The sequence below is a fragment of the Novosphingobium sp. TH158 genome (assembly GCF_002855555.1).
GTDB lineage: Bacteria > Pseudomonadota > Alphaproteobacteria > Sphingomonadales > Sphingomonadaceae > Novosphingobium.
On record NZ_PKRT01000001.1, the window covers coordinates 1,748,810 to 1,772,711 of the forward strand.

General features: G+C 66.5%; 23 protein-coding genes. 11 read left to right on the forward strand and 12 right to left on the reverse strand.

All coding sequences use genetic code 11. The features are described 5' to 3' along the window. The first annotated feature begins 3 nt into the window (after nt 1-3). A complete protein-coding gene (locus C0V78_RS08620) occupies nt 4-1,428 on the forward strand; it encodes an aldehyde dehydrogenase family protein (protein WP_101797343.1) in 1,425 nt (474 codons plus the stop codon). A gap of 10 nt (nt 1,429-1,438) precedes the next feature. After that, nucleotides 1,439-2,305, forward strand: coding sequence for a MaoC/PaaZ C-terminal domain-containing protein (locus C0V78_RS08625; protein WP_101797344.1), 867 nt, complete (start codon nt 1,439-1,441; stop codon nt 2,303-2,305). Here the strand turns inward: C0V78_RS08625 and C0V78_RS08630 are convergent. Then, on the reverse strand, nt 2,302-3,093 hold the full coding sequence (locus C0V78_RS08630) for an IclR family transcriptional regulator (RefSeq protein WP_101797345.1): 792 nt from the start codon (nt 3,091-3,093) through the stop codon (nt 2,302-2,304). The genes C0V78_RS08625 and C0V78_RS08630 overlap by 4 nt on opposite strands. 63 nt (nt 3,094-3,156) lie before the next feature. On the opposite strand from C0V78_RS08630, the gene C0V78_RS08635 reads away from it, so the two are divergent. From C0V78_RS08635 to C0V78_RS08655, 5 genes are all read left to right on the forward strand, one after another. Beyond that, complete coding sequence (locus tag C0V78_RS08635; RefSeq protein WP_101797346.1) at nt 3,157-4,734, forward strand: acyl-CoA synthetase; 1,578 nt, start codon at nt 3,157-3,159, stop codon at nt 4,732-4,734. A gap of 24 nt (nt 4,735-4,758) precedes the next feature. Next, nucleotides 4,759-5,883, forward strand: coding sequence for a MaoC family dehydratase N-terminal domain-containing protein (locus C0V78_RS08640; protein WP_101797347.1), 1,125 nt, complete (start codon nt 4,759-4,761; stop codon nt 5,881-5,883). Nucleotides 5,884-5,968: 85 nt separating this feature from the next. Further along, a complete protein-coding gene (locus C0V78_RS08645; RefSeq protein ID WP_101797348.1) occupies nt 5,969-7,180 on the forward strand; it encodes a CaiB/BaiF CoA-transferase family protein in 1,212 nt (403 codons plus the stop codon). A 10-nt stretch (nt 7,181-7,190) separates the two neighbouring features. Then, nucleotides 7,191-8,102: an SDR family NAD(P)-dependent oxidoreductase gene (locus tag C0V78_RS08650; protein ID WP_101797349.1), complete on the forward strand. Its 912-nt coding sequence runs from the start codon at nt 7,191-7,193 to the stop codon at nt 8,100-8,102. Nucleotides 8,103-8,191: 89 nt separating this feature from the next. Further along, a complete protein-coding gene (locus C0V78_RS08655; RefSeq protein WP_101797350.1) occupies nt 8,192-8,743 on the forward strand; it encodes a lipocalin family protein in 552 nt (183 codons plus the stop codon). Nucleotides 8,744-8,749: 6 nt separating this feature from the next. Here C0V78_RS08655 and C0V78_RS08660 read toward each other — a convergent pair whose 3' ends face one another. The 7 genes from C0V78_RS08660 to C0V78_RS08690 all read right to left on the reverse strand — a co-directional run bounded on the left by C0V78_RS08660 (nt 8,750) and on the right by C0V78_RS08690 (nt 15,020). Then, nucleotides 8,750-9,178, reverse strand: a complete 429-nt coding sequence (locus tag C0V78_RS08660) for a DUF2721 domain-containing protein (protein ID WP_101797351.1) — start codon at nt 9,176-9,178, stop codon at nt 8,750-8,752. Continuing rightward, a complete protein-coding gene (gene acs, locus C0V78_RS08665; RefSeq protein WP_101797352.1) occupies nt 9,175-11,103 on the reverse strand; it encodes an acetate--CoA ligase in 1,929 nt (642 codons plus the stop codon). The genes C0V78_RS08660 and acs overlap by 4 nt, the downstream gene beginning before the upstream one ends. Before the next feature lie 51 nt (nt 11,104-11,154). Further along, nucleotides 11,155-11,949: a class I mannose-6-phosphate isomerase gene (locus tag C0V78_RS08670; RefSeq protein ID WP_254049867.1), complete on the reverse strand. Its 795-nt coding sequence runs from the start codon at nt 11,947-11,949 to the stop codon at nt 11,155-11,157. Next, nucleotides 11,946-12,986: a mannose-1-phosphate guanylyltransferase gene (locus tag C0V78_RS08675; protein ID WP_101797353.1), complete on the reverse strand. Its 1,041-nt coding sequence runs from the start codon at nt 12,984-12,986 to the stop codon at nt 11,946-11,948. Before C0V78_RS08675 ends, C0V78_RS08670 begins: the two co-directional genes overlap by 4 nt. A 63-nt stretch (nt 12,987-13,049) precedes the next feature. Next, complete coding sequence (locus tag C0V78_RS08680) at nt 13,050-13,628, reverse strand: TetR/AcrR family transcriptional regulator (RefSeq protein WP_101797354.1); 579 nt, start codon at nt 13,626-13,628, stop codon at nt 13,050-13,052. Continuing rightward, entirely contained in the window at nt 13,625-14,176 is a 552-nt protein-coding gene (locus tag C0V78_RS08685; protein ID WP_101797355.1) for a molybdenum cofactor guanylyltransferase, read from the reverse strand. Before C0V78_RS08685 ends, C0V78_RS08680 begins: the two co-directional genes overlap by 4 nt. Before the next feature lie 37 nt (nt 14,177-14,213). Next, complete coding sequence (locus C0V78_RS08690) at nt 14,214-15,020, reverse strand: SDR family NAD(P)-dependent oxidoreductase (protein WP_101797356.1); 807 nt, start codon at nt 15,018-15,020, stop codon at nt 14,214-14,216. Between the two features lie 143 nt (nt 15,021-15,163). Here C0V78_RS08690 and C0V78_RS08695 point away from each other — a divergent pair, with 143 nt between their 5' ends. After that, nucleotides 15,164-15,988, forward strand: a complete 825-nt coding sequence (locus tag C0V78_RS08695; protein WP_101797357.1) for an IclR family transcriptional regulator — start codon at nt 15,164-15,166, stop codon at nt 15,986-15,988. A gap of 125 nt (nt 15,989-16,113) precedes the next feature. Then, nucleotides 16,114-17,163, forward strand: a complete 1,050-nt coding sequence (locus C0V78_RS08700; RefSeq protein ID WP_101797358.1) for a phosphotransferase family protein — start codon at nt 16,114-16,116, stop codon at nt 17,161-17,163. A gap of 17 nt (nt 17,164-17,180) precedes the next feature. Here C0V78_RS08700 and C0V78_RS08705 read toward each other — a convergent pair whose 3' ends face one another. From C0V78_RS08705 to C0V78_RS08720, 4 genes are all read right to left on the reverse strand, one after another. Beyond that, nucleotides 17,181-18,383: an amidohydrolase family protein gene (locus C0V78_RS08705; protein WP_101797359.1), complete on the reverse strand. Its 1,203-nt coding sequence runs from the start codon at nt 18,381-18,383 to the stop codon at nt 17,181-17,183. 75 nt (nt 18,384-18,458) lie between these two features. Further along, complete coding sequence (locus C0V78_RS08710; RefSeq protein ID WP_101797360.1) at nt 18,459-19,643, reverse strand: thiolase family protein; 1,185 nt, start codon at nt 19,641-19,643, stop codon at nt 18,459-18,461. Beyond that, nucleotides 19,636-20,046: a Zn-ribbon domain-containing OB-fold protein gene (locus C0V78_RS08715; protein WP_101797361.1), complete on the reverse strand. Its 411-nt coding sequence runs from the start codon at nt 20,044-20,046 to the stop codon at nt 19,636-19,638. Before C0V78_RS08715 ends, C0V78_RS08710 begins: the two co-directional genes overlap by 8 nt. Continuing rightward, nucleotides 20,043-21,257: a CaiB/BaiF CoA-transferase family protein gene (locus C0V78_RS08720; protein ID WP_101797362.1), complete on the reverse strand. Its 1,215-nt coding sequence runs from the start codon at nt 21,255-21,257 to the stop codon at nt 20,043-20,045. The genes C0V78_RS08715 and C0V78_RS08720 overlap by 4 nt, the downstream gene beginning before the upstream one ends. A gap of 152 nt (nt 21,258-21,409) precedes the next feature. On the opposite strand from C0V78_RS08720, the gene C0V78_RS08725 reads away from it, so the two are divergent. Continuing rightward, nucleotides 21,410-22,432, forward strand: a complete 1,023-nt coding sequence (locus tag C0V78_RS08725) for a phosphotransferase family protein (protein ID WP_254049868.1) — start codon at nt 21,410-21,412, stop codon at nt 22,430-22,432. 5 nt (nt 22,433-22,437) lie between these two features. After that, entirely contained in the window at nt 22,438-23,901 is a 1,464-nt protein-coding gene (locus C0V78_RS08730; protein WP_173843416.1) for an aldehyde dehydrogenase family protein, read from the forward strand. The last annotated feature ends 1 nt before the right edge of the window (nt 23,902 follow it).

Here is a 23,902-nt window from a genome sequence, read left to right on the forward strand (position 1 = left end):
GACATGCGCAATTACACCCAGTTCTACATCGACGGCGCTTTCGTCGATCCGATCACGCCCAAGACTGCGGAAGTGATCAACCCGGCGACCGAGGAAGTTTCCGGCACGATCTCGCTCGGCTCGCCCGCCGATGTCGACAAGGCCGTGGCCGCCGCCCGCCGCGCCTTTGCCACCTGGTCGGTTTCGACCGTGGCCGAGCGCATCGACCTGATGGGCGCGATCCTGGCGGAATACGAACGTCGCGAGCGCGAACTGGGCGAAGCGGTGACCGAAGAAATGGGCGCGCCGCTGTCGCTCGGTTGCGGCTTCCACACCTTGCTGGGCAAGGGCCACATCGGCACGGCACTGGAAGTGCTCAAGACCTACAAGTTCGAGGAAGAGCGCGGCGTCACCCTGATCCGCAAGGAACCGATCGGCGTCTGCGGCCTGATCACGCCGTGGAACTGGCCGATGAACCAAACCTGCGTAAAGATCGCGCCGGCCCTCGCCACGGGCTGCACCATGATCCTGAAGCCGCCGCAACTGGCCCCCTATTCGGCCCAGATCCTCGCCGAGATCCTGCACACGGCAGGCGTTCCCGCCGGTGTGTTCAACATGATCCAGGGCCAGGGCTCGGTGATCGGAACGGCGCTTTCCACGCACCAGGATGTCGACATGATCTCGTTCACCGGTTCCGAACCGGTTGGCGTGCAGATCCAGAAGGACGCCGCCGAAACGGTCAAGCGCGTCGGGCTGGAACTGGGCGGCAAGAGCGCGTGGATCGTGCTCGACGATGCCTCGATGACGGCAAACGTCGCCGGCGCCACGGCGGGCATGATGGGCAATTCCGGGCAGACCTGCTCTGCCGGTTCGCGCCTGCTGGTGCCCGCGTCGCGCATGGCCGAGGCCAAGGCCGCTGCGGCTGAGGCAGCCAATGCTGTTTCGGTCGGCGATCCCACCGGCAATTTCGCCATGGGTCCGGTCGTCTCGAAGAGCCAGTACAACATCATCCAGGACTACATCCAGAAGGGCCTGGACGAAGGCGCCGAACTGATCGCCGGTGGCCTTGGCCGCCCGGACGGGCTGGACAAGGGCTTCTTCGTCAGGCCCACCGTCTTCGTCGGCACCAACGACATGGTCATCGCGCGCGAGGAAATCTTCGGGCCGGTGCTGGTGATCATCGGCTATGACGATCTCGACCACGCGGTTGAAATAGCCAACGATTCCAACTTCGGCCTCGGCGGCTACGTTTCGGGCGAGAACCTCGATGTTGCGCGCGACGTTTCGCGCAAGATGCGCACCGGCGCGATCTGGGTGAACGGCGGGTTCGATTTCAACGCGCCGTTCGGCGGCTACAAGCGGTCGGGCAACGGCCGCGAATGGGGCGTCGAAGGCTTCAGCGAATACCTCGAAATCAAGGCGGTCATCGGCTGGAATCCCGCCGCCTGACCGCTGCCCGATGAGCAGGTACGATCACCTTGTCGGCACCGAAATGGCCAGGGGCACCTGGTCATGGGATGCCGACAAGGTGATGCTTTATGCGGTGGGCGTCGGCGCGGGGCTGGAAGACAACCAGCGCGAACTGCACTTCACCACCGAGAACACGCCCGGCCAGCCGCTGCAGGTGATCCCCACCTTCCTCGCCCTGATCGGCGTGCACAGCGACTGGATGGAACGGCTGGGCCTTGTCACCGAGGGCGGCCACCCGGTCGGCCTCGTCCACGGCGAAGAGGGCGTGGAACTGGCCCGCCCCATCCCGCTGTCTGGCACGGTCAACCTCTCCAAGGTGCTGACCGGGGTCTATGACAAGGGTTCCGGCGCGCTCATCTGCATGGAAACGCGCCTGACCCTCGCCGATAGCGGCGAGTACCTTGGCTGCACGCGCATGAACCTGTTTGCGCAAGGGTTCGGCGGGTTCGGCGGCCCCCGCACACCGCCCGGGGAAGCGCCCTGGCAGGAGCCGGAGCGGGCACCCGATGCCGTTGTGACGCAGCAGGTGGGCAAGAACCAGTCGCTGATCTACCGCCTGACCGGAGACCGCCACCCGCATGGAACGGTGCTTGACCGGGCCCGGCGCGACGGTTTCGACCGGCCGGTGCTTTACGGCCTTGGCACCTATGGCTTTGCCTGCCGCGCCCTGCTCGGCGAACTGTGCGGCGGGAATGCCGACGGCTTCCGCGCCATGCACGCGCGCTTCTCCAAGCCGGTCTATCCGGGCGACAGGCTGGAAACGCAGATCTGGAAGACGGGGAACGGCGCGCAGTTCCGCACGATCGCGGCCGGAGAGCGCGTGGTGCTCGATCGCGGCACCTTTACCTGCGCCTAGGCTCCCATCTGCCGCGTCAGGTTCTGCGCGGCATCCACCAGTGCCGCCTGAAGCGCTGGCAGCCCTGCCCGTTCCAGCGCCGCCGATAGCCCGATGGCGACGAGCGCATGGCTCGGGGCGCCGGGCGCCTGCCATACCGGCGCGGCAAGCACGGTGACGCCGGCGATGTAATTGCCCTCATCGCTGCCGAAGCCCTGCACGCGGGTCTGCTCCACCTGCTCCATCCATTCGGCAAAGCTGGGCGGATTATCCCACCGAAGACCTTCGAAGCGGGCCTTGAGCCGGCTTTCGGCATAGCCGCCGAAGGCCGCGATGCAGCGGCCCGTTGCGCTGATCAGCGCGGGAAAGCGGCTGCCCACTTCGGTAGCGAGCTGGAACCCGGTCGATCCGCGCGCCACCCCCACGGCGATGATATGGTCCAGCCCGAAGATCTGCACGCCGAGCACCGTCACGCCGAAATCCTGCGCCAGCCGGTCCAGCACGGGGCGCGAAAGCTCGGCGAACTGGTCTCGCTGCAACCATGACCGCGCCAGCGTCAGCACGCCCGAGGCCAGCGAATAGCGCTTCGATGCTGCATCGAAGGCCACCAGCTCCTCTGCAACCAGCGCGCGCAGCACGTAAAGGCAGGTGCTGGGATTGAGCCCCAGTTCGCGCGCGATGGGATTGAGGCCCAGCGGCGCCTCGCTCTTTCCCAGGAGCCGCAGGACAGCAGCCGCGCGGCTGATCGCGGGCGCCTTGCTGTCTTTCACGGCCTTGACCAGACTGGGGGCGAGTTCGGGGTTTGTCATTCTGTATATTGAATATCATTCAACATTTGCAATGGCAAGTGCAATCTGCCATAGGCCTGCGCCATGACCCGACTCACCGATTACACCAGCTATGCCGATGCCCAGGCGCACGCCTCGTCGGCTGCCCTGTGGGAGCTGTTCGACGGCGACCGCGAGCACCTGAACATCGCGCATGAGTGCATTACCCGCCACGCCGACGGCTCGGGCCGTCCCGCCGTGCGCATCGCCCATGCCGATGGCCGCGACGAAATCCTGAGCTTCGACACCATCTCGGCCGGCGCTGCGCAGTTTGCCCACTGGCTCGATGCGCAAGGCATCCAGCAGGGCGACCGGATCGCCTTCATGCTTGAACCCAGCCTGCCCTTCTACGTCTGCCTGTTCGGCGCGATGCAGACCGGCGCGATCTCGGTTCCGCTGTTCACGCTGTTCGGCCCCGACGCACTCAAGCTGCGCGTTGGCGATTGCAATCCGACGATCCTGATCACCAACCGCGAGAAGGAAGAACTCGCTCGCGGCTCGGTCAACGCGGACGGCCTGCCGCGCGTGGTTGTGGCCGACGATGGCCTGCTTGACGAGATCAAGCAGTACCCGGCCACCTATACGCCGAAGACCAAGGCCAATGACATGGCCGTCTTCCAGTACACCAGCGGCACCACGCGCGAACTGCCCGAAGCGGTCAAGCATTCGCACCGCACGCTCGTCACGCTGATGTTCGCCGCGCTCTATGGCACCGGCATCCGTCCGGGCGACGAGTTCTTCTGCCCGTCCAGCCCCGCCTGGGGCCATGGCCTGTGGCACGGCACGCTCGCCCCGCTGGCGATGGGCGTGACCACCGGCACCTTTGCCGGCCGCTTCGATCCGGTGCGCCTGATGAAGGCGCTCGACGATTTCGGCATCACCAACATGTCGGCTGCCGCCACGCACTACCGGATGATGAAGAACTCCGGGAAGGGCGGCGATTTCAAGTTCCACTTCAACAAGCTGTCCTACACCGGCGAGCCGATCGACCCGGCGACGCTGGAGTGGATCGACGAATACTTCAAGGTTCCCGCCTGCTCGATGTACGGCACGACCGAGATCGGCGTGGTGCTGGTGAACTATCCCGGCGCCAAGGACTTCGTCGTCAAGCCCGGCTCGCTCGGCAAGGCGGTCCCCGGCCAGAAGCTCGAAGTCCAGCGTGCAGATGCCACGCCCTGCGATCCCGGCGAGATCGGCGAACTGATGCTGTGGCGCGGCGGCGGGTGGATGACCACCAAGGACCGCGCGAAGATCGACGAGGACGGCTACTTCTATCATTGCGGCCGCGCCGACGACGTGATCATCTCGGCCGGCTGGACCATGTCCGCCGTCGAGATCGAGAACACCATGCTGCGCCACGAGAACGTGCTGGAATGCGGCGTGATCGGCGTGCCCGACGAAAAGCGTGGCCAGGTGGTCAAGGCCTTCGTCGTGGCCAATTGCCCGGGCTCTGACGAACTGACGCGCGAGCTGCAGGACTTCACTCGCGAGCGCCTGGCACAGCACGAATTCCCCCGCATCGTCGAATATGTCGACGAACTTCCGAAGAACCCGGCGGGCAAGGTCCACCGCAAGATGCTGCGCGATCGCGAAGCGGCCAAGGCCGCCGCAGCGACCGCCTGAAATCCGAATACAGGAGAAGAGAAGATGGCAGCCAAATTCCCCAAGATCACCGAGGAAGGTCTCGCCGACCTGCGTTCGCGCATCGGCGTCAAGATCGAGAACACCGTCGAGCCGTGGAACTATGAAGCCACCCGCGACGCGATCCGCCACTATGCCCACGGCATCGGCGACGACAACCCGCTGTGGTGCGATCCCGAGTATGCGGCCAAGACCCGCTATGGCTCGATCATCGCTCTGCCGAGCTTCCTGTTCACCACCAGCCGCATCGTTTCGGGCTACTGCGGTGGTCTTTCGGGCGTCCACGCGATGTGGGCCGGTGCCGACTGGACCTGGCACAAGCCGGTGTTCCGCAACGACACCATCCGCACCGTTGCCTACCTGAAGGACCTGGTCGAGCACCAGACCAAGTTCGCCGGCCGCTCGTTCCAGCAGATCTATCACGTCGACTTCTACAACCAGAACGACGAGATGGTTGCCGAAGCCGACAGCTGGGTGTTCCGCACCGACCGCGACGAAGCGCGCGAGCGTGGCACGAAGTACACTGAAGCCCGTGGCCGCGTTGAGCCCTTCACCGACGAGCAGCTCGCCGAATGGGGCCAGCTCTACGCCAACGAAGAAGTCCGTGGCGCGACCCCGCGTTACTGGGAAGACGTCAACGTCGGCGACGAACTGCCGCGCATGATGAAGGGCCCGATGACCGTCACCGGCTTCATCTGCTACGCGCAGGGCTGGGGCGGCCTTTACATCCGCGCCAACAAGCTGGCGTGGAAGATGCAGCAGGCACACCCGGGCCTGGGCATCAAGAACCGCTTCAACGTGCCGGATTGCCCCGAGCGCGTGCACTGGGACGAAGAGTTCGCCCTCGAAGTCGGCGCGCCGGGCGCTTACGACTACGGCCCAGAGCGCAACTCGTGGCTTACCCACCACATGACCAACTGGATCGGTGACGATGGCCACCTGCACAAGACCTCGTGCCAGATCCGCCGCCACAACCCCGACGGCGACGTGATCTTCATCGACGGCAAGGTCGTCGAGAAGTTCGAAGAGAACGGCAAGAAGTACGTGAAGGTCGAGCAGAAGGCGACGACCCACCGCGGCGAACTGTCGGCCTTCGGCACCTCGGTTGCCGAACTGCCCTCGAAGGGCTGAACGATCCTCGCCCCCGGGCGATGAAATGCGGCCGCGCTTCCCCTCGGGGGTGGCGCGGCCGTTTTCTTGCGTTAGAGAGCCTGCGATGAGTGAGACTGCTTCCCCCTGGCCCGGCCCGCTTGCCGGGGTACGCGTTCTGGACTTCACCCGCGTGCTGGCAGGCCCGGCGGCAAGCCTTGCGCTGGCCGATCTGGGGGCGGAAGTGATCAAGGTGGAGCCGCCCCGCACCGGCGACGACACCCGCACCTTTCCCCCCATCCGCGACGGGGAAAGCCACTATTTCCTGGCCGTGAACCGCGGCAAGAAATCCATCGTCATCGACCTGAAAGCGCCCGAAGGCCTGCAGCTTGCCCGCGATCTGGCGGCCAAGTGCGACGTGCTGATCGAGAATTACCGGCCCGGCGTGATGGACCGGCTGGGGCTGGGTTACGAAGCGCTGAAAGCGATCAACCCGGGCCTGATCTACTGCGCCATTTCGGGCTACGGCATGACCGGCCCGATGAAGGACCGTCCCAGCTTCGACATCGTGCTGCAGGCGCAGTCCGGCGCGCTGTACATGAACGCCGAACCGGGCGGGCAGCCGATGAAGCTGGGCTTCCCGATGGGAGACCTTGTCGGCGGCATCTCGGGGCCCATCGGCATCCTTGGCGCGCTGTTCGAACGCACCCGCACCGGCAAGGGTCGCCTGATCGATGTCAGCCTTACCGAAGGGCTGATCGGCCTTTCCGCCTACCTGCCCCAGCTTGGCTGGTTCACCGGGCAGGATCCACAGCCGCAGGGATCGCAGCATCCCAACCTCGTCCCCTATGGCGTGTTCCCGGCCAGCGACGGATCGATCGTAGTGGCCTGCCTTACCGCAGGGTTCTGGGGCAACATCTGCCGCGCAATAGAGCGGCCCGAGCTCGCCGACGATCCCCGCCTCGCCACACTGGAACAGCGCCGCGATGCCCGCGCAGAGATCAATGGCTATGTCTCCGAATACACCGGGCGGCACACGATTGCCGAACTGGTAGAGGTGTTCACCGCCCACGAAGTGCCGCACGCGCCGATCCTTTCCATGCTTGAGGCGCTCAACTCGCCGCAAAGCCAGGCACGCGGCGTGGTGGCAGAGGTCGAGCACAGCACGCTGGGCCGCATCCCCATGGTCAACCGCCCGATCCGCTTTGCCGACGTGGAGCAGGCCCCCGTCACCGCCCCGCCGGTATTGGGCGAACACACCGATGCCATTCTTGCCGAGGTGCTGGGCATGGACGAAGAGGGCATTGCGACGCTTCGCGCCAGCGGCGCCGTCGCCTGAGGAGAGAGAGATGACCGAACTGCGTTTCGATAACCGCGTGGCCGTGATCACCGGCGGCGGGCGTGGCCTGGGTGCCGCCCATGCGAAGCTGCTGGCCTCGCGCGGGTGCAAGGTCGTGGTCAACGATCCCGGCGTCTCGATGGCCGGCGATGCCACCGATGAAGGCCCCGCCGATGCACTGGTCCGCGAAATCCGCGAGGCTGGCGGCGAGGCCGTGGCGAATACCGATTCGGTCGCCACCCCCGAAGGCGGCGAGGCGATTATCCGCACCGCTCTCGACACCTGGGGCCGGATCGACGTGCTGATCCACTCCGCCGGCAACGTGCGCCGCGCCCCGCTCGCGGAAATGACCGCGGCTGACTGGCAATCGGTAATCGATGTGCACCTGAACGGTGCCTTCCATGTCACCCGCCCGGCCTTCGCCGCGATGATGGCGGCAGGCTATGGCCGCATTGTCATGACCAGTTCGGTCAACGGGGTCTATTCGAACAAGCAGGTGGCCAATTACAGCGCGGCCAAGGGCGGCCTGATCGGACTGGCCAATACTGCCGCGATCGAGGGCTTCGCTGCCAACGTCAAGGCCAACTGCATCCTGCCCGCCGCCGTCACCCGCATGTCGGAAGGCGTCGATACCAGCCAGTTCCCGCCCATGACGCCGGAGATGGTCGCACCGCTGGTGGCTTACCTGTGCCACGAAAGCTGCGAGGTAACCGGCGAGCTGCTGATCTCTGCCGCCGGCCGTATGGCGCGCGCCTGGACGGCGGAATCGCCCGGCGTGTTCAAGCCGGAATGGTCGATCGAGGATGTCGCCGCGAACATCGGCGCAATCCGCGACATGTCCGCCCCTGTGCATTTCCCGCCAGCGCCGCAGGGGCACCTTGACCACCTGTTCTACAGCTTCGGCATGGCGCGCGGCGGCTGAGGGGAAATTTTTCCCCGCTGCCCGTTCAACTTGCAGCAAGCGCACCCCATTTAGCGCGAGCTTTCCGTTTTTCGTGGAGTTTCCGCCAGATGAGCCGCAGCCGCATCCTTGCCATCACCACCCTGGTCGCCGCCGGCGCCTTGCTTGCCGGATGCGCCGCGCTGGGTCCCAAGCATCCGGTGGGCAATGCCACGGTTCCGCAGCCGGCGAAGTCTGTCGACCTTGATCGCTACCTTGGCCGCTGGTACGAAATCGCGCGTTACGAACAGGGCTTCCAGAAGGACTGCGACAAGGTGACGGCCGACTATGCGCGGCGGGATGACGGCAAGATTTCCGTGCTCAACGCCTGCGTGAAACCCAATGGCAAGGCCACCTCTGCCACCGGCCGCGCCAAGGTGGTGGATACCGCCACCGGCGCCAAGCTGAAGGTCAGCTTCTTCGGCCCGTTCTATGGCGATTACTGGGTGCTGGACCGCGCCGAGGATTACAGCTGGTCCATCGTGGGTGAGCCTTCGGGCCGCTACCTGTGGCTGCTGGCGCGCGAGGCGCGGCCTGGCAAGGACAAGGTCGATGCACTGGTTGCCCGGGCCGCGGCACTGGGCTATGACACCTCCATGCTGCGCATGACCCGGCACGACTGAGCCGGGTCAGCCCTCCAGATAATCGCGCGGGATCCGCAGGGTCGCGGCGGCAATCTGCGTTTCGCGCAGGAACAGCGTCAACGCCCCCATCAGCAGGGCAATGGCGACGATAAAGAAGCCGGCGGCCACGCGCTCAAGCTCGGCACTGATCAGTTCCTCGAGAAACAGCACCGCCACGGTCGTGCCGATGGCGATTCCCGAAATCACCAGCAGGCGCATGGCATGGCCGATAAGGCGGATGCGCTGGTCGATCCCGCGCATTTCGCGAACGACCATTTCGCGCTGCGGCCCTTCCGTTTCGCCATGGCGTGCCTGGAGGTGCCGCGCCCGATCGACGATCCGCCCCAGCCGGGCCGAAAGGATGTTGAGGATATTGCCGATCGCCACCAGCACGAAGACCGGCGCAAGCGCAAGCTGGATGGTCTGGGCGATCATTTGCCGCTGCTCAGCAGTACATCCACCACGCCCGGATCGGCCAGCGTGCTGGTATCGCCAAGGTTGCTCGTATCCCCTTCGGCGATCTTGCGCAGGATGCGGCGCATGATCTTGCCCGACCGGGTCTTGGGCAGGCCGGGGGCAAAGTGGATCACGTCCGGCGTGGCAATGGGGCCGATTTCCTTGCGCACCCATTGCACCAGTTCGCGGCGGCAGTCCTCGCTCGCCTCCTCGCCGGCATTGAGCGTGACATAGGCATAGATGCCCTGCCCCTTGATGTCGTGCGGAAAGCCCACGACCGCCGCCTCGGCAACCGCGTGGTGTGCCACCAGCGCGCTTTCCACTTCCGCCGTGCCCATGCGGTGGCCGGACACGTTGATCACATCATCGACCCGCCCGGTGATCCAGTAATAGCCGTCCTCGTCCCGCCGGCAGCCGTCGCCGGTGAAATACTTGCCGCGATAGGTGCTGAAATAGGTCTGGAAGAAGCGCTCGTGATCGCCCCAAACGGTGCGCATCTGGCCGGGCCATGACTGCGTGATGCACAGGTTGCCGTCGGTCGCACCTTCCAGCACCTCGCCATCGGCATCGACCAGCTGCGGCACCACGCCGAACATCGGCCGGCTGGCAGAGCCGGGCTTGAGATCGGTCGCACCGGGTAGCGGCGTGATCATGGCCCCGCCGGTTTCGGTCTGCCACCAGGTGTCGACGATCGGGCAGCGCTGATCGCCGACCACCCGCCAGTACCATTCCCAGGCCTCGGGATTGATCGGCTCGCCCACCGAGCCGAGCAGCCGCAGCGAGGATCGGCTGGTGGCCTTCACCCATTCGTCACCCTCGCGCATCAGGGCGCGCAGGGCGGTGGGGGCGCCGTAGAAGATGTTGACCTGGTGCCGGTCGACGATCTCCCAGAAGCGGCTGTGCGTCGGGTAATTGGGCACGCCTTCGAACATCACCACCGTCGCCCCGTTGGCCAGCGGCCCGTAGACGACATAGGAATGGGCGGTGACCCAACCGATGTCCGCCGCGCACCAGTAGATGTCTCCGGGCCGGTAATCGAAAACGTAATGATGCGTCATCGCTGCCCAGGTGAGGTAGCCGCCCGAGGTGTGCAGCACGCCCTTGGGCTTTCCGGTCGATCCGGAGGTATAGAGGATGAACAGCGGGTCTTCCGCGCCCATTTCCTCAGCCGGGCAATCCGCCGGGACACCTTCGCGCAGGTCCTGCCACCAGTGGTCGCGGCCCTCTTTCATGGCGATTTCGGTGCCGGTGTGGCGCACGACGAGCACGTCCTTCACCCAGTCGCAGCTTTCCAGTGCGGCATCGACATTGGCTTTCAGCGGCACCAGCTTGCCTCCGCGCCACCCGCCATCGGCGGTGATGACGAGCCTGCTGTCGCAATCGGCAATGCGGCCCGCCAGCGCCTCGGGGCTGAAGCCGCCGAATACCACCGAATGGATCGCCCCGATGCGCGCGCAGGCCAGCATGGCCACGGCGGCTTCGGGGATCATCGGCATGTAGATCGTCACCCGGTCACCGCGCGCCGCGCCCATGCCCTTCAGCGCATTGGCCATGCGGCAGACCTCGCCATGCAGCTCGCGGTAGGTCAGCCGGCGCTGCTGGCTTGCATCGTCGCCTTCCCAGATGATCGCGGTGGTATCGCCGCGCTCTGCCAGGTGCCGGTCAAGGCAATTGGCCGAGACATTGAGCGTGCCGTCGGAAAACCATTCGATGCCGAAATCGGCCTCGTCGAACGAACAGCGCGAAAGCGTGGTCCACGGCCGGATCCAGTCGAGCCGCGCGGTCTCCTCGCGCCAGAACTGCTCGGGCTGTTCGACCGAGCGCCGGTACATTTCGGCATAGCGTTCCGCGTTGACATAGGCACGTTGCGCCCATTCGGCGGGCACGGGATGCAGGCTGGCCATGACTCGCAACTCCTTCGACGCAGGGGTAGCGCGCCGACAGGAGGCAGGCAATCAGGCGGGCTGTGCGATCAGCAACTTGGCACCCGGTTCGGGATCGAGCGCGGCGAGCGCGGGGGCGAGCGCGCACTGGCCGGGGCCGACCGTCTCGCCTGCCAGGCGCACCGAGCCGCTTACCGGGATGACCAGCAGCGGCCGCTCGCCATAGCGCGCGGCAAGGCGTGCATCGCCGGTGCCGTCGAGCCGGTCGAGCCGGAAGCGCGGTCCGTCCACCAGCGTCACGCTGCCGCTCCCGGGCACGCGGCAATGGCTTTCGCGCCGATAGGGTTCGCCGCGTGCCACCTTCATCCCCTGATCCAGGTGCAGCTCGCGCGGGCGGCCATAGTCATAGAGGCGGTAGGTCACGTCGGAATTCTGCTGGACCTCGATCAGGCCGATGCCCGGCCCGATGGCGTGAACCGTGCCGGGCGGGATATGGAAGAAGTCCCCCGCCGCCACCGGATGCCATTCGAGCAAGTGCTCGATCGACCCGTCAAGCGCGGCGGCGCGCATGGCCTCGGGCGGGATATCCCGCGTGAAGCCGACGCCGAGGCGGGCGCCGGGATCGGCGGCAATGACCAGCCAGCATTCCTCCTTGCCCTGCCCCGGTGCCTGATCATCCGAGGGATGGACCTGGACCGAAAGCGCCTCGCTGGTGAAGATGTACTTGACCAGAAGCTGTGACAGTTCAGCCGGCGGATCGAACCAAACCTCGCCGATCTTGCAGCCTGCCGGCGCGGTGAACGGCGCAGGCAGCGCGTGGCGCCCCCACGGCCGTTCCACCATGCGCAGCGGCAGCAGCGCACTCACTGGTTGACTGCACCCGATAGCTTGCCGACGAGCTGGGCCCCGGCTGCCGAGGTCACCAGCACTTCATCGCCATCGACCACGATGATCACGTCCTCCAGCCCGATGACGCTGACGCGTGGCCCGTCGCTTTCCACCAGCACGTTGCGGCAATCGACCAGTTCGGCACGGCCGGTTACGCTGTTGCCGGCCTCGTCCCTGGGGCGGGCATCGCGCAGGGCGGGCCAGTTGCCGATATCGGACCAGCCCATGTCCGCCGGGACCATGGCGGCGCGCGCGGTGTTCTCCATCACCGCATAGTCGACGCTTTCGCTCTCGATGCGGGCGAAGGCTTGCGGTTCCGGGTGGAAGCGGGCGCCGTCCGCGCAGCCGGCGGCCACGGCCTCGCGCGCGGCGGCGGCGATTGCCGGGCGATGGCTTTCCAGTTCGGCGAGGAAGGCACCGGCACGGAATGCGAAAATGCCCCCGTTCCAGGCGTATTCGCCCGAGGCGAGGAATTGCCGGGCGCGGTCCAGGTCGGGCTTTTCGACGAAGCGGGCAACCTTGTAGCCACCGCTCGCCCCGATCGCCTCGCCGCGATGGAGATAGCCGAAGCCCGTTTCCGGCGCGGTCGCCTCGATCCCGAAGGACACCAGCCAGTCCTCTGCGGCAAGCGCGGCGGCCGCGCGGGCGGCGGCGGTGAAGGCCGCAGCATCGGCAATGTAATGGTCGCTGGGACAGACCAGCATGATGGCGGATTCCGGCAGGCGCAGCGCCGCCAGCGCAATGGCGGCGGCAGTGTTGCGTGCGGAAGGCTCGACAATGACCTGCGCCCCCGCCACTCCGGCCAGCTGCGCCTCGACATGGTCGAGATGGGCAGAACCGGTGACGACGATCGGCGGCGCATAGGTCGCCGGGTCGGCGGCGCGGGCAACGGTGCCCTCGAACAGGGTCCGGTCACCGACAAGCGGCAGGAACGGCTTGGGAAAGCGGGCGCGGCTGCGCGGCCACAGGCGCGTGCCGCTGCCGCCGCAGAGGATCACGGGAGTAATCAAGGTCATGGCAATGCGCTATGTTCCAACCGCTTGGCAAGGGCAATGGCTTTGCCCGAACATGGTTAACACCTAGTTTCCGCGCAGCGAGCCGACCGTGGGGGTTATCACCAGCCGGTCAAGCAGTTCGGCCACACGCTCGGCCGGCAGGGGCGGTTCCTGGCGCAACCACCAGGCCAGGATTTCCACCGTGGCGGAAACGCCGAAAATCACGCCAAGATCGGCCGGCAGCCATGTGCTCTCCGGCGTCGGGCCGGGCACGTCGGCAGCAAGGCGGGCGAACTGTTCACGCAGGTGCCCCGCCGCGCCGCCTGTCAGCAGGGCCCGCCACACGCCCCGGCGTTCATCGACATAGGCGGCAAGGGCAAGGCAGGTCTGGCGGGTATTTTCGGGGCTCAGCAGCGGCGCGGCCAGCTGCACCATCGTCGTCAGCTCCTCGCCCGCAACCGCGTCGAAAAGCGCCTCCTTCGAAGGATAATGGCGGAAGAAAGTGGCATAGCCGATGCCTGCCTCGGCCACGATGTCGCGCACGGTGATGCGGTCGAACGGCTGGCGCTCTACCAGCGCGAGCAAGGCCGCGCGCAGGGCGGCATCGCTGCGCAACTGCCGCGCATCGCGCGACTTTTCCGTGGCCCTTTCCCGACCGCTCATTCCCGTTCCTCGTCCTGCCCTGCCGCGCGTTCCAGATCGTGCGGAAAATTGATGTTTGCCGGCGGATTGGCAAGCTCCACCAGCCGCGCATCCAGCGCCGCTGCCAGCGCGCGCATCGAATGCCTGCCTGGTCCGGAAAGGATCGCTTCTGCCGCGCGGGCGCCTTCGACGGCCGGCCACAGCCCGATCACCGGTTGCGCGGCAAGGCAGGCGGGCGCGGGAGAGAGCAGGCCCGGCAGGTCCGGCGGCGGATCGGGACAATCGACACCAAGGCTGAGGACAAGATCGAAACCGTGCTCCCGCGCATGGCGCAGCGCCCCGCAAAGCCCGGCCAGCGGCCCCATCTCCGACGCGGGCCAATCGGGCAGGCACGGCACCGGGCCATGCTCCCGCCCGACAATCGCCACGGCATCGCACCAGGCCTGCAGCGCGGCAACGGCATGGTCGATCAGCGGGGCGCCATCCAGCAGCGCCAGTGCCTTGTCGCTGCCGAAGCGGCGCGACTGGCCACCGGCCAGCACCACGCCAAGGATGCGGGGAGAGGTCATGACGCAGAGGCTAGCCGCCGCGCCGCGCCGCGTCCACTCAGCGGCGCGGGGGAATGCCCGCCGAAAGCCCGCCATCGACCGGCAGGTTCACGCCGGTGATGTTGCTCGACAGGTCAGAGGCGAGGAACAGCGCGGCATTCGCGCAGTCCATCGGATCGATCGGCCGCCCCAGCGGGTGCGTTGCGCCCATGCTTGCCTTTGCGGCATCGCTGGTCTGCAGGCCGGGAAGGAAATTCGTCGGCATGCCAGCCGGGCAGACCGAATTGACCCGGATGCCCTGCGCCGCAAGCTCGAGCGCCAGGGTCTTGGTGAGCAGCGTGACTGCGCCCTTCGACGAGCCATAGGCGCTGCCGCCCCAGCCGATCAGCCCGGCGACCGATGCGGTGTTCACGATGACACCACCAGGCCGCCCCTCGCGCGCCTGCGCCTCGAACTGGCGGATCGCGGCCTTGCAGCCGTTGATCACGCCGTTGACGTTGACGCGGTAGATCCGCTCGATCTCGTCATCGTCGGTGTCGATGAACTTGCGCACCCCTTGGTAGCCCGCCCGTGGCTGCAGGGTGATGCCGGCATTGTTGTAGATCACGTCCAGCCAGCCGAAGGCCTCGACCGTTGCGGCAACGGCGGCATCGACCGCCGCGGCATCGCCCACGTCGCAGGCCCGGGCCAGCGCCGTTCCTCCCTCGGCCGATACCATGTCGGCGGTTGCCTGCGCCGCCTCCAGCCCGATATCGAGCGCCATGACCTTCGCACCGTGCCGGGCGAAAAGCAGGCAGGCCGCGCGGCCGACCCCCGATCCGGCACCGGTGACGATCACGTTCCTGCCATCGAGCAGACCCTGCATGACACTCTCCCGTAATTCGTATTTGCGAATGATTGTTCGGGAATCATGCTATGCCCTGCATGACCAGCGGTCAACCGGCGAGAGCTTGACGATGGCCAGTCGCCCGCCTAGCAAGCCCGTTCACAATAGCGAAAAGGCCTGCGATGACCCGCACTTCCCCCGGCGTTAAGCGCATTGCGGCGATCCTCGATTTCCTGGCCGACCATCCTACGCAGTCCTTTGCGCTGACCGATCTCGTTCGCGCGCTCAAGCTCAGCCGGGCGACGGCCCATGCCTTGCTGACCGGGCTGGTAGAGGTGGGCTATCTCTATCGCACCACGGACAAGACCTATGTGCTGGGCCCGGCACTGGCGCGTGTCGGCCGCGCGGCGGCGCAGAACATGTCGCCGCTGCAGGTGGCCCAGCCAGAAATGCGCGCGCTGGCGGATGAGTTCGACGTGGTCTGCTCGGCCTTTTTCCTCGAAGGCGATACCATCGTCAGCCGCGAACGCGCCGCCTCGATCAGCCATGTCGGCTATTCGCTGCCGCTGGGCACCCGCATCCGCCTGATGCCGCGTTCGCTGCCGACCTTCTTTGCCTGGGATGCCGATGAAGCGCGCGCGCGCATGGACCGGGCGGAAACCCCGGTCACCCCGGCTGCGCGCGAGCAGATCGAGGCAGCCATGGCCTTCATGCGCGAACACGGTTTCGGCGTGATGATGCGCACCGATGACCCGGGCCGCAATCCCGACAGCCTTGAGGCCTTCGGCGGCGAGGCGGACCGCCCGGTTGCGATCCTTGGCGCCATCACGGGCGATGAAACCTATGTCGTCAGCGCCATCGTCGCACCGGTGTTCAACGCGCAGGGGCGGATCGAATTCGTGCTTTCGCTGATGGGTTTCAGCCGCGCCATGACCGGCACGCAGGTGTTCGCCGCAGCCGGTTCGCTGCTGGCGGCCTGCAAGCGCATCGGCGCATTTATCGGCTAGCCTGCCGAAGGACTGCAATCCTTTGCCAGTCGCGCTGCCCGGCATCGTCCCGGGCGAGAATCCGCTTGCGCGCCGCGTGACGAATTGCGAATAGTTGTTCACAATTTGGAATTTGGGAAGAGCCGATGTCCGACGTAATTGTCGCCCCCGAAACGCGCGACCTCGATGAACTGTCCGCGTCGCTGGGCGCGTGGCTTGCAGGCAGGCTAGGCGTGAGTGCGGTGACGCTTTCCAACCTGTCCTATCCGCGCGGCGCCGGGCAATCGCACGAGACGATCCTGTTTTCGGCGCAATGGCCGCAGGGCTCGCTCGATGGCGTTGTGCGGATCAAGCCCGGCGGCTTCACCGTTTTCCCCGACGACCTGTTCGAGCAGCAGTACCGGATCATGGACCTGATGCACCGGTCCGGCGCGGTGCGCGTTGCCGAACCGCTGTGGCTGGAACACGACGAGGCCGTGCTCGGCCGCCCGTTCTTCGTCATGCGGCAGGTGAAGGGGCGCGTGCCCGTTTCCATCCCCCCCTATTCGCGCGAAGGCTGGGTCAAGGATGCCAGCCCGGCGCAGCGGCGGCGCTTGTGGGAAAGCGGCGTGCGCCAGCTTGCCGCGATCCAGTCGGTGCCGGTTGCCGATACCGGCTTCCTTGCCGGCCCGGATGGCGCGCGCGACGGGCTGGCGCAGGAATGGGACAAGTATTGCCGCTTCGTCCGCTGGCTTGAGGCCGAAGGGGCCGATCCCGGCTATGTCGCGGTGCTCGACAAGGGCCTTGCCCGGCTCGATGCCTGCCGCCCGTCGAACCAGCCCCAGGGCATCGTCTGGGGCGATGCGCGGCTCGGCAACATGATGTTCGACGACAATTTCGATGTCGTGGCGGTGATGGACTGGGAACAGCCGTCGCTGGGCGGCGCGCTGCATGACCTTGCCTGGTTCTGCGAAATTGCCGAGACCATGCACGGCCCCGATGCAAGGCACGGCGCGCCGCTGGACGGCATGGGCAGCCGCGCCGAGACCGTCGCGCTGTGGGAAGAGGTCAGCGGCAAGAGCGCCGCCGACCTTGAATGGTATGCCGATTTCGCCAAGCTCAAGATGAGCTGCACCGGCGTGCGCCTCGGCCTGCTGCGCGGGGTGCCGCCGCAGATGGGCGTCGATCAGATGGCCGCCCGGCTCAGGGTGGACTGAGCCGGCTCCGGCAGCCCTCAGGCCAGGTTGAAGAACCGCTTGGCTATGTTGCAGATAATGTCCTGCGTCTCGGCCTCGGGGATCCCGTCGAAATCGCGCAGGATGATCTCGCGCGATTTGGGGAAGGTCGTTTCCGAATGCGGATAGTCCGATGACCACATGATGTTCCGCCCGCCCGGCAGGTTGCGGCACAGGATGCCCGTGCGGTCCTGGATGAAGCTGCCATAGACGTTGCGGTCCATGTAGAAGGCCGGGCTCTGCGTCAGCGGGCTCTTGGTCCAGAAGCGCTGCTTCTCCCAGGTGCGGGTGACATATTCGGTGTACCAGGCCATCCAGCCCACGCCGCTTTCGATCATGCCGATGCGAAGCTTGGGAAAGCGCTGGAAGATGGCGTTGAACAGGAAGATGCCGATGGGCTCGGCCATGGCCATCTTGCTCATCGGCATGTCGGGCAGGAAGTGCTGCGCATCGCCAAAGCGCGGCACCCGGCCGCCAAGGTGCATGGTGATGGCCAGGTCATGGTCCTGGATCACCGCCCACAGCCGGTCGAATTCGGGAAGGTAGTATTGCAGCTCGCCCTGCGGGTCCCCGGTCAGCGCAGAGACCTGGCCAGCCTTCATGTTGGCGACGTTCGACGATGTTTCCCAGGCCTTGGGGTTTTGCGGGAAGGCGGGCAGGTTGATCGCCTTGAAGCCCATTTTCGCCAGCCGCTCGACATGGCCGATGGTCTCGTCGATGTCGCGCATCGGCACATAGCCAATGGGGTGGAGACGGGCCGGATTTGCGGCGCACCAGTCCATCACCCAGCGCTGGTAGGCCTCGTAGCTGGCCATGTAGAGTTCGTCGTCCAGCGTGCCCAGCGGCCCGCCGCCGAACAGCACGGCCTGGCCGATGCCGTCCGCGTCCATGTCGGCCAGGCGGACATGCGGATCCCAGACCGCCCGCTGCTCGCTGAGCTTGCCGACCATCTTGAAGTCCTTGCCGGTGCGCCCGGCCTGGTTGTTGATCATCCGCACCGGGCGGCGGGTGCCCTCGAACACGATCCAGTCGCACTCGTCGCCTTCCTCGATCACCGGCGCCTTGGCGCGCAGGTGCGCGGGCAGGTATTCCTGCCACATGTCATAGGGCGGATCGATATGGGCATCGGCATCGACGATTTCGCCGAGGGTCCAGGTGCCCAGTTCGGCCAGCGGCCGGTCGAGCGTTGCGAGATCGGTCATCGGGCTCTCTCCAATCATTCGCTATTTCGAATTTAACGTCGCGATGATGAATTATTCCCCATTCCCCCCGGCGAGTCAATCACGCCGCAGCAGCAGCGCGCCATAGCCGTAGCCGCCGTTGCACACCGCACTGACGCGCGCATCGCGCACCTGCCGCGCGCCGCCCCGGCCCCACAGCTGCAAGCAGGCCTCATAGGTATGGCCATAGCCGTGGAACCGCCCGCCCGAGAGCTGCCCGCCGCCGGTGTTGATCGGCAGCTCGCCGTCCAGCGCGATGCGGTGGCCGCCGGCGAAGAAGGCGCCCGCCTCGCCGCGCGGCCACAGCTTCAGCGCTTCGCCCCACAGCCAGGTGTGGATCGAGAACCCGTCATAGATCTGCGCGCACGACAGGTCCCGCGGCGTCAGGTCGGTGCGTGACCACAGCATCTCTCCGGCCTTGTCCGCGGGCAGCGCGGTAAAATCGCCGCGGTGGATGCCCTCGCCCAGTCCGCCGAGCGCCATGCCCATGGCCTCGAAATGGATCGGCGGATTGCGGCAATCGCCGGCCGCATCGCGATGCGAGATGACCAGCGCCGTGGAACCGTCGATATGGGTATCGCAATCGTACAGCCGCAGCGGGGTCGAGATCATGCGGCTGGCAAGGTAATCCTCGATCGTCAGCGGATCGCGATAGACGGCGTTCGGATTGAGCGCCGCATTGCGCCGGGCATTGACCGCCACCCAGCCAAGCTGCTCCGGACCTGCGCCGTACTTGTCGAAATAGGCCTGGGCATAAAGCGCCCACATGTTCGCCGGGGAGACGGCGCGGAAGGGCACGGTCCAGGCATTGTTGCCGGTGACGCGCCGGGAACTGCCTGCAAGCAGCGTCGCCTCGCGCGATTTCAGCCGTGCCTGCGCCTGGGCCACGGTGCGGAAGACCAGCACGTGCCGGCACAGCCCGCTGGCCACTGCCATGATCGCGGCGAAGATCGCGCCCATGTGGCCGGGGCCTTCGTGATTGGCGACGCCGATCCACTTTGCCTCGATGCCCAGCGCCTGCATCGTCTCGTTCACCCCGACGGGCGAGATCCCGCCGCCAAGGTCGGTCTTGGGGGGATAGTTGACGATGCCGTCGATGTCAGCAACGCGCAGGCCGGCATCGGCGATTGCCCCCAGAGCGGCATCGAGCGTCAGTTCGATCGGGCTTTTTGCCGATGGGCGGCCAACTTCGGACTGGCCGATGCCGGTAATGCGGCAGAGCTTTTCGGGCAGTTCAGCCATGGGCCTGCACCGGGACGAAAAGCGGAATCCAGACATCGTCCTGCTGCTCGAACGTCACGGCCACGGCCATGCCGCCATGCACCTTTCCGGGGTCGCACAACACGTTGGAGAAGACATAGAGTTCGGCCTGCTCGGCCAGTTCGATGGCGGCGAAGACGAAGCGCGGGTCTTCCTCGCGGCTCCAGGCCTGGTGGTTGACGGTAAAGGTGGCCACCCGGCCCCTGCCGCTGACGGGCTGCGGCGCAAGGTCTGCGCAATGACAGGCGGGGCAGCGCGGCAGCGGCGGGTGCTGCCAGTGGCCGCAGGATCCGCAACGCTGGATCGAAAGCACCCCGTCCCTGCCCGAGGTCCAGAAGAATGCCGTTTCCGGCACCAGTTCGGGCAACTTGCGCGGACTGCTCAAAACACCACGCCTTTCACCTTGAGATCGATGATCTCGTCCTCGCTGAAGCCGGCCGCCGCCAACAGCTCGTCCGAATGGGCGCCCACGTCGGGCGATTGCCCCGCCGGCATCGCCGCACCATCGAACTGCACCGGCACCGAGACAACCGGAATGTCGACGCCAGCCGTGGTTCGGACCATCTGGATATAATCATTGGCCTGCACCTGCACGTCCCTGTGCAATTCGCCGATGTGCTGGACCAGGTCCCACTGCCCGTCCTGCTTCGCCAGGATCTCGCGCCATTCGGCAAGCGGGCGGGCGGCGAAGATCGCGGTCAGTTCGGCAAGGCAGGCTTCGACATTCTCCCGCCGCGCGGCGGCATCGACATAACGCGGATCGTCGGCCATGTCCGGCCGGCCGACAAGATGCATCAGCCGGGCCCAGTACTTGTCGGCCTGCAACATGCACAGGGCAAGGAAGCGCCCGTCGCTCGTGCGGTAGGTATAGGACAGCACGTTGTTCGGCCGTCCGCGCGGCGGGCGCGGGAAGTTGTCGGTGCCGTCCATCATGGTCTGCGCGATGCCGCGCTGCATCGACCACATCGCGGCATTGAGCAGCGATACGTCGACGGTCGATGCCTCGCCGGTCATGGCCCGCTTGGCGATGGCCGCGCAGACGCCGCCCGCCAGCATCGAACCTGACAGCGTATCGCCATGGGCCGGACCCGCAGGAGCAACGGGGAAGTCCGCGTCGGGCTCGGTCAGGGCAGAGGAAATGCCGCCGCGCGCCCAGTAGGAGATGGCGTCGTAGCCGCCCTTGTCCCCCTCCGGCCCGCGCTGGCCGACAGCGCTGCCCACGGCGTAGATCAGCCTGGGAAAGCGGGCGCGCAGGGTTTCGGCGTCGATGTTCATCGCCTTTCGCGCGCGCGGCAGGAAGTTCGTCAGGAACACGTCGGCATCGGCCAGCAGCCGGATCAGCACGGCCTGCCCTTCGGCGGACTTGAGATCGAGCGTGATCGATTTCTTGCCGCGGTTGTAGCATTCCCACGAAAGCTCAAGCGCCTCGGCCCCGGTCGCGCCGGGGGTGGAGCGCAGGCCGCGAATGGGGTCCCCATTGACGGGTTCCACCTTGATGACCTCTGCCCCCAGGTCGGCCAGCATGGCGCCGGCGACCGGGACGAAGGCCCACATCGCTGCTTCGACCACCTTGATACCTTCGAGCGGCCTGCCCATTCGCTTCTCCCAAACATATCCGGCCAAGACGCCGCAAAGCCTAACTTTGCTTGACAAGCGGTCAACCGTTTTCGAATATGCGACCCTATTTTCGCTATTTCGAATTTTATTGCGCTTCCAGCCTAGCGCAACCCAGTGGGAGAGTCACCGCGGTGGATCGCGCCGAAGTCCCCGAAAAGCGTGCCGATGCGCTGGCCCCCGGCTGGCTTTCGCGCGCGCTGGGCGTGGAGATCGTGCGGGTGGAAACCGTGGAGGTAATCCGCACCGTCGCAACCAAGGTGCGCTTCCTCGCCTTGCCGGCTGACGGAGCGCCGGCGCTCGCCCTGTGCCTGAAGGGCCTGCTCGATGGCGACGAGGCGACGCGCATGGGCGGCCCGACCATGGTGAAGGAGGCCGATTTCTATGGCCTGGTCGCGCCGCACGTCGCCGTGCAGGTGCCGCACCATGTAACCAGCGTGATCGATCGCGAGGCGCGGCAGGCCGTGGTCATCATGCGCGACCTGATCGCCCAAGGCGCGCAGTTCTGCTCGGCACTCGATCCCTTCACCGCCGATGATACCGCCGCCAGCCTCGAGCAGCTTGCCAGACTGCATGCGGGGGCGGGATTGCTGGCCAACCGTCCATGGATCACCCGGCGGATCGACGATTTCGCGCGCCGCCCGCACCTCTCCGCCGGCCAGTTGCAGGACCTGCTCGACGATCCGCGCGGCAACGGTCTGGGCGCGCGGACAAGCAACGCTTCCCGCCTGCTTTCCGCGCTGGTCCCGCTGGCCGAACGCGATGGCACCCGCGCGCAGTTCCTGGTCCACGGCGATGCCCATGCCGGCAATATCTTCCGCACCGCTTCCGGTCCGGGCCTGATCGACTGGCAATTGCTGCAGGCGGGGGGTTGGGCGCTGGACGTTGCCTATCATGTTGCCGCAACCCTGCCGGTCGAAATCGCAGCGCGCGAGGAACGCCGCCTGCTCGATCACTATCTTGCCGTGATGCGCGCCAAGGGATGCACCATGCCCGACAGCGATACCGCCTGGCGCGAATACCGCGAGGCCATGGTCTATGGCTTCTACCTCTGGGCGATCACCCGCCGGGTCGATCCGCCGATCATCCACGCATTTACCGCCCGGCTCGGCGCCGGAGTGGAACGGCTGGGCAGCTTCGAACTGCTGGGAGTGTGAACCGTATGGAACTGGAACAGGCTGGCTATATCGACGGGCGGTTCGTTCGCGGCGAGGGTGAACGCTTCACGGTCACGAACCCGTCCGACGGCAGCACGGTGGCGGAGGTCACGGGCCTTTCCGGCGATCAGGTGGGCGAGGCCATCGCCGCCGCCCGCCGCGCCTTCGACACGGGTGAATGGAGCGCACTGCCGCGCAGCGAACGCGCCGCCATCATGCGCCGCTATGCCGCCGCCCTGGCGAAACACGCAGATCGCCTGAAGGAGCTCGCCGTGCTTGAGGCGGGGTGCCCGGTTTCTTCCTCGGTCATGTTCGCGCAGGTCCAGACGCCGCTGCGCCACGCCGCCGAGATCCCCGAGGTTTACCTGTCGCTGCCCGAGATCGAGGAAAACCCGCTGCCGATGCACGAGCGGCTGGGCATGGCGGGCCTGCCGATGCAGTCGGTCCGGCGCTACCTGCCGCATGGCGTGGTAAGCGCCATCGCCGCCTATAACGTGCCGCTGTTCACCGCCCTGTGGAAGGTGATCCCCGCGCTGGTCACCGGCAACACGGTTGTCCTGCGCCCCAATCCGCTGACGCCGCTTTCGGCCTTGCTGTTCGCCGAAGCGGCAGAGGAAACCGGCCTGCCGCCGGGCGTGCTCAACGTGGTGATCGAAGGCGGGATCGAAGGCGGTCAGATGATGTCCAGCGATCCGCGCGTCGATATGGTCTCGTTCACCGGCTCGGTGGGCGTCGGTATCCGCATCGCCGAGCAGGCCGCGCCGACGCTGAAGCCGCTGGTGCTCGAACTGGGCGGCAAGTCGGCGCAGATCTTCCTGCCGGATTCGGTGGAAAAGGCCGCGATGCATGCCCGCGTCGTCTGCGTCAGCCATGCCGGACAGGGCTGCGCACTCGGCACCCGGATCTTCGTGCCGGAGGAAAGCAAGGCCGCCGTGCTCCAACAGGCCAAAAGCCTGCTCGAGGCGATCCGCATCGGGCCCGCAAGCGATACCGCAACCGAACTGGGCCCGGTGATCGATGGCGCGGCGGTAAGCCGCTGCGAACGGATCGTTGCCGAAGCCGTCGCTGCTGGCGCCACCGTGGTCACCGGCGGCAAGCGCTGGAGCGGCATACCGGGAGGCCACTACTTCGAGCCCACCCTGCTCGACCTGCCGGATAACACCAATCCTGCCGCGCAGGAGGAAGTGTTCGGTCCGGTCGTCTCGGTCATAGGCTACCGCGATCTCGACCATGCGATCGCCATGGCCAACGATTCGCGCTTCGGCCTTTCCGGCTGGGTCCACGGAGCAGACAAGCGCGCCGCGCTCAAGGTGGGCGAGGCGATGCGCAGCGGCTCGATCAACGTCAACAACGGGGTGACAAGCGCCTGGGCCTCGATGGGCGGCATCAAGCTGTCCGGGCAAGGGCGCGAGCGCGGGCCGGAGGGCATCCGCGCCTTCCAGCAGATGAGCGTCCTCAACTTCAGCTGAG

Excerpts from the sequence above, each read along its gene's own strand:
- C0V78_RS08620 (WP_101797343.1), top strand. The coding sequence starts at position 4 with ATGCGCAATTACACCCAGTTCTACATCGACGGCGCTTTCGTCGATCCG.
- C0V78_RS08625 (WP_101797344.1), top strand. The coding sequence starts at position 1,439 with ATGAGCAGGTACGATCACCTTGTCGGCACCGAAATGGCCAGGGGCACC.
- C0V78_RS08630 (WP_101797345.1), bottom strand. The coding sequence starts at position 3,093 with ATGACAAACCCCGAACTCGCCCCCAGTCTGGTCAAGGCCGTGAAAGAC.
- C0V78_RS08635 (WP_101797346.1), top strand. The coding sequence starts at position 3,157 with ATGACCCGACTCACCGATTACACCAGCTATGCCGATGCCCAGGCGCAC.
- C0V78_RS08640 (WP_101797347.1), top strand. The coding sequence starts at position 4,759 with ATGGCAGCCAAATTCCCCAAGATCACCGAGGAAGGTCTCGCCGACCTG.
- C0V78_RS08645 (WP_101797348.1), top strand. The coding sequence starts at position 5,969 with ATGAGTGAGACTGCTTCCCCCTGGCCCGGCCCGCTTGCCGGGGTACGC.
- C0V78_RS08650 (WP_101797349.1), top strand. The coding sequence starts at position 7,191 with ATGACCGAACTGCGTTTCGATAACCGCGTGGCCGTGATCACCGGCGGC.
- C0V78_RS08655 (WP_101797350.1), top strand. The coding sequence starts at position 8,192 with ATGAGCCGCAGCCGCATCCTTGCCATCACCACCCTGGTCGCCGCCGGC.
- C0V78_RS08660 (WP_101797351.1), bottom strand. The coding sequence starts at position 9,178 with ATGATCGCCCAGACCATCCAGCTTGCGCTTGCGCCGGTCTTCGTGCTG.
- acs (WP_101797352.1), bottom strand. The coding sequence starts at position 11,103 with ATGGCCAGCCTGCATCCCGTGCCCGCCGAATGGGCGCAACGTGCCTAT.
- C0V78_RS08675 (WP_101797353.1), bottom strand. The coding sequence starts at position 12,986 with ATGACCTTGATTACTCCCGTGATCCTCTGCGGCGGCAGCGGCACGCGC.
- C0V78_RS08680 (WP_101797354.1), bottom strand. The coding sequence starts at position 13,628 with ATGAGCGGTCGGGAAAGGGCCACGGAAAAGTCGCGCGATGCGCGGCAG.
- C0V78_RS08685 (WP_101797355.1), bottom strand. The coding sequence starts at position 14,176 with ATGACCTCTCCCCGCATCCTTGGCGTGGTGCTGGCCGGTGGCCAGTCG.
- C0V78_RS08690 (WP_101797356.1), bottom strand. The coding sequence starts at position 15,020 with ATGCAGGGTCTGCTCGATGGCAGGAACGTGATCGTCACCGGTGCCGGA.
- C0V78_RS08695 (WP_101797357.1), top strand. The coding sequence starts at position 15,164 with ATGACCCGCACTTCCCCCGGCGTTAAGCGCATTGCGGCGATCCTCGAT.
- C0V78_RS08700 (WP_101797358.1), top strand. The coding sequence starts at position 16,114 with ATGTCCGACGTAATTGTCGCCCCCGAAACGCGCGACCTCGATGAACTG.
- C0V78_RS08705 (WP_101797359.1), bottom strand. The coding sequence starts at position 18,383 with ATGACCGATCTCGCAACGCTCGACCGGCCGCTGGCCGAACTGGGCACC.
- C0V78_RS08710 (WP_101797360.1), bottom strand. The coding sequence starts at position 19,643 with ATGGCTGAACTGCCCGAAAAGCTCTGCCGCATTACCGGCATCGGCCAG.
- C0V78_RS08720 (WP_101797362.1), bottom strand. The coding sequence starts at position 21,257 with ATGGGCAGGCCGCTCGAAGGTATCAAGGTGGTCGAAGCAGCGATGTGG.
- C0V78_RS08730 (WP_173843416.1), top strand. The coding sequence starts at position 22,438 with ATGGAACTGGAACAGGCTGGCTATATCGACGGGCGGTTCGTTCGCGGC.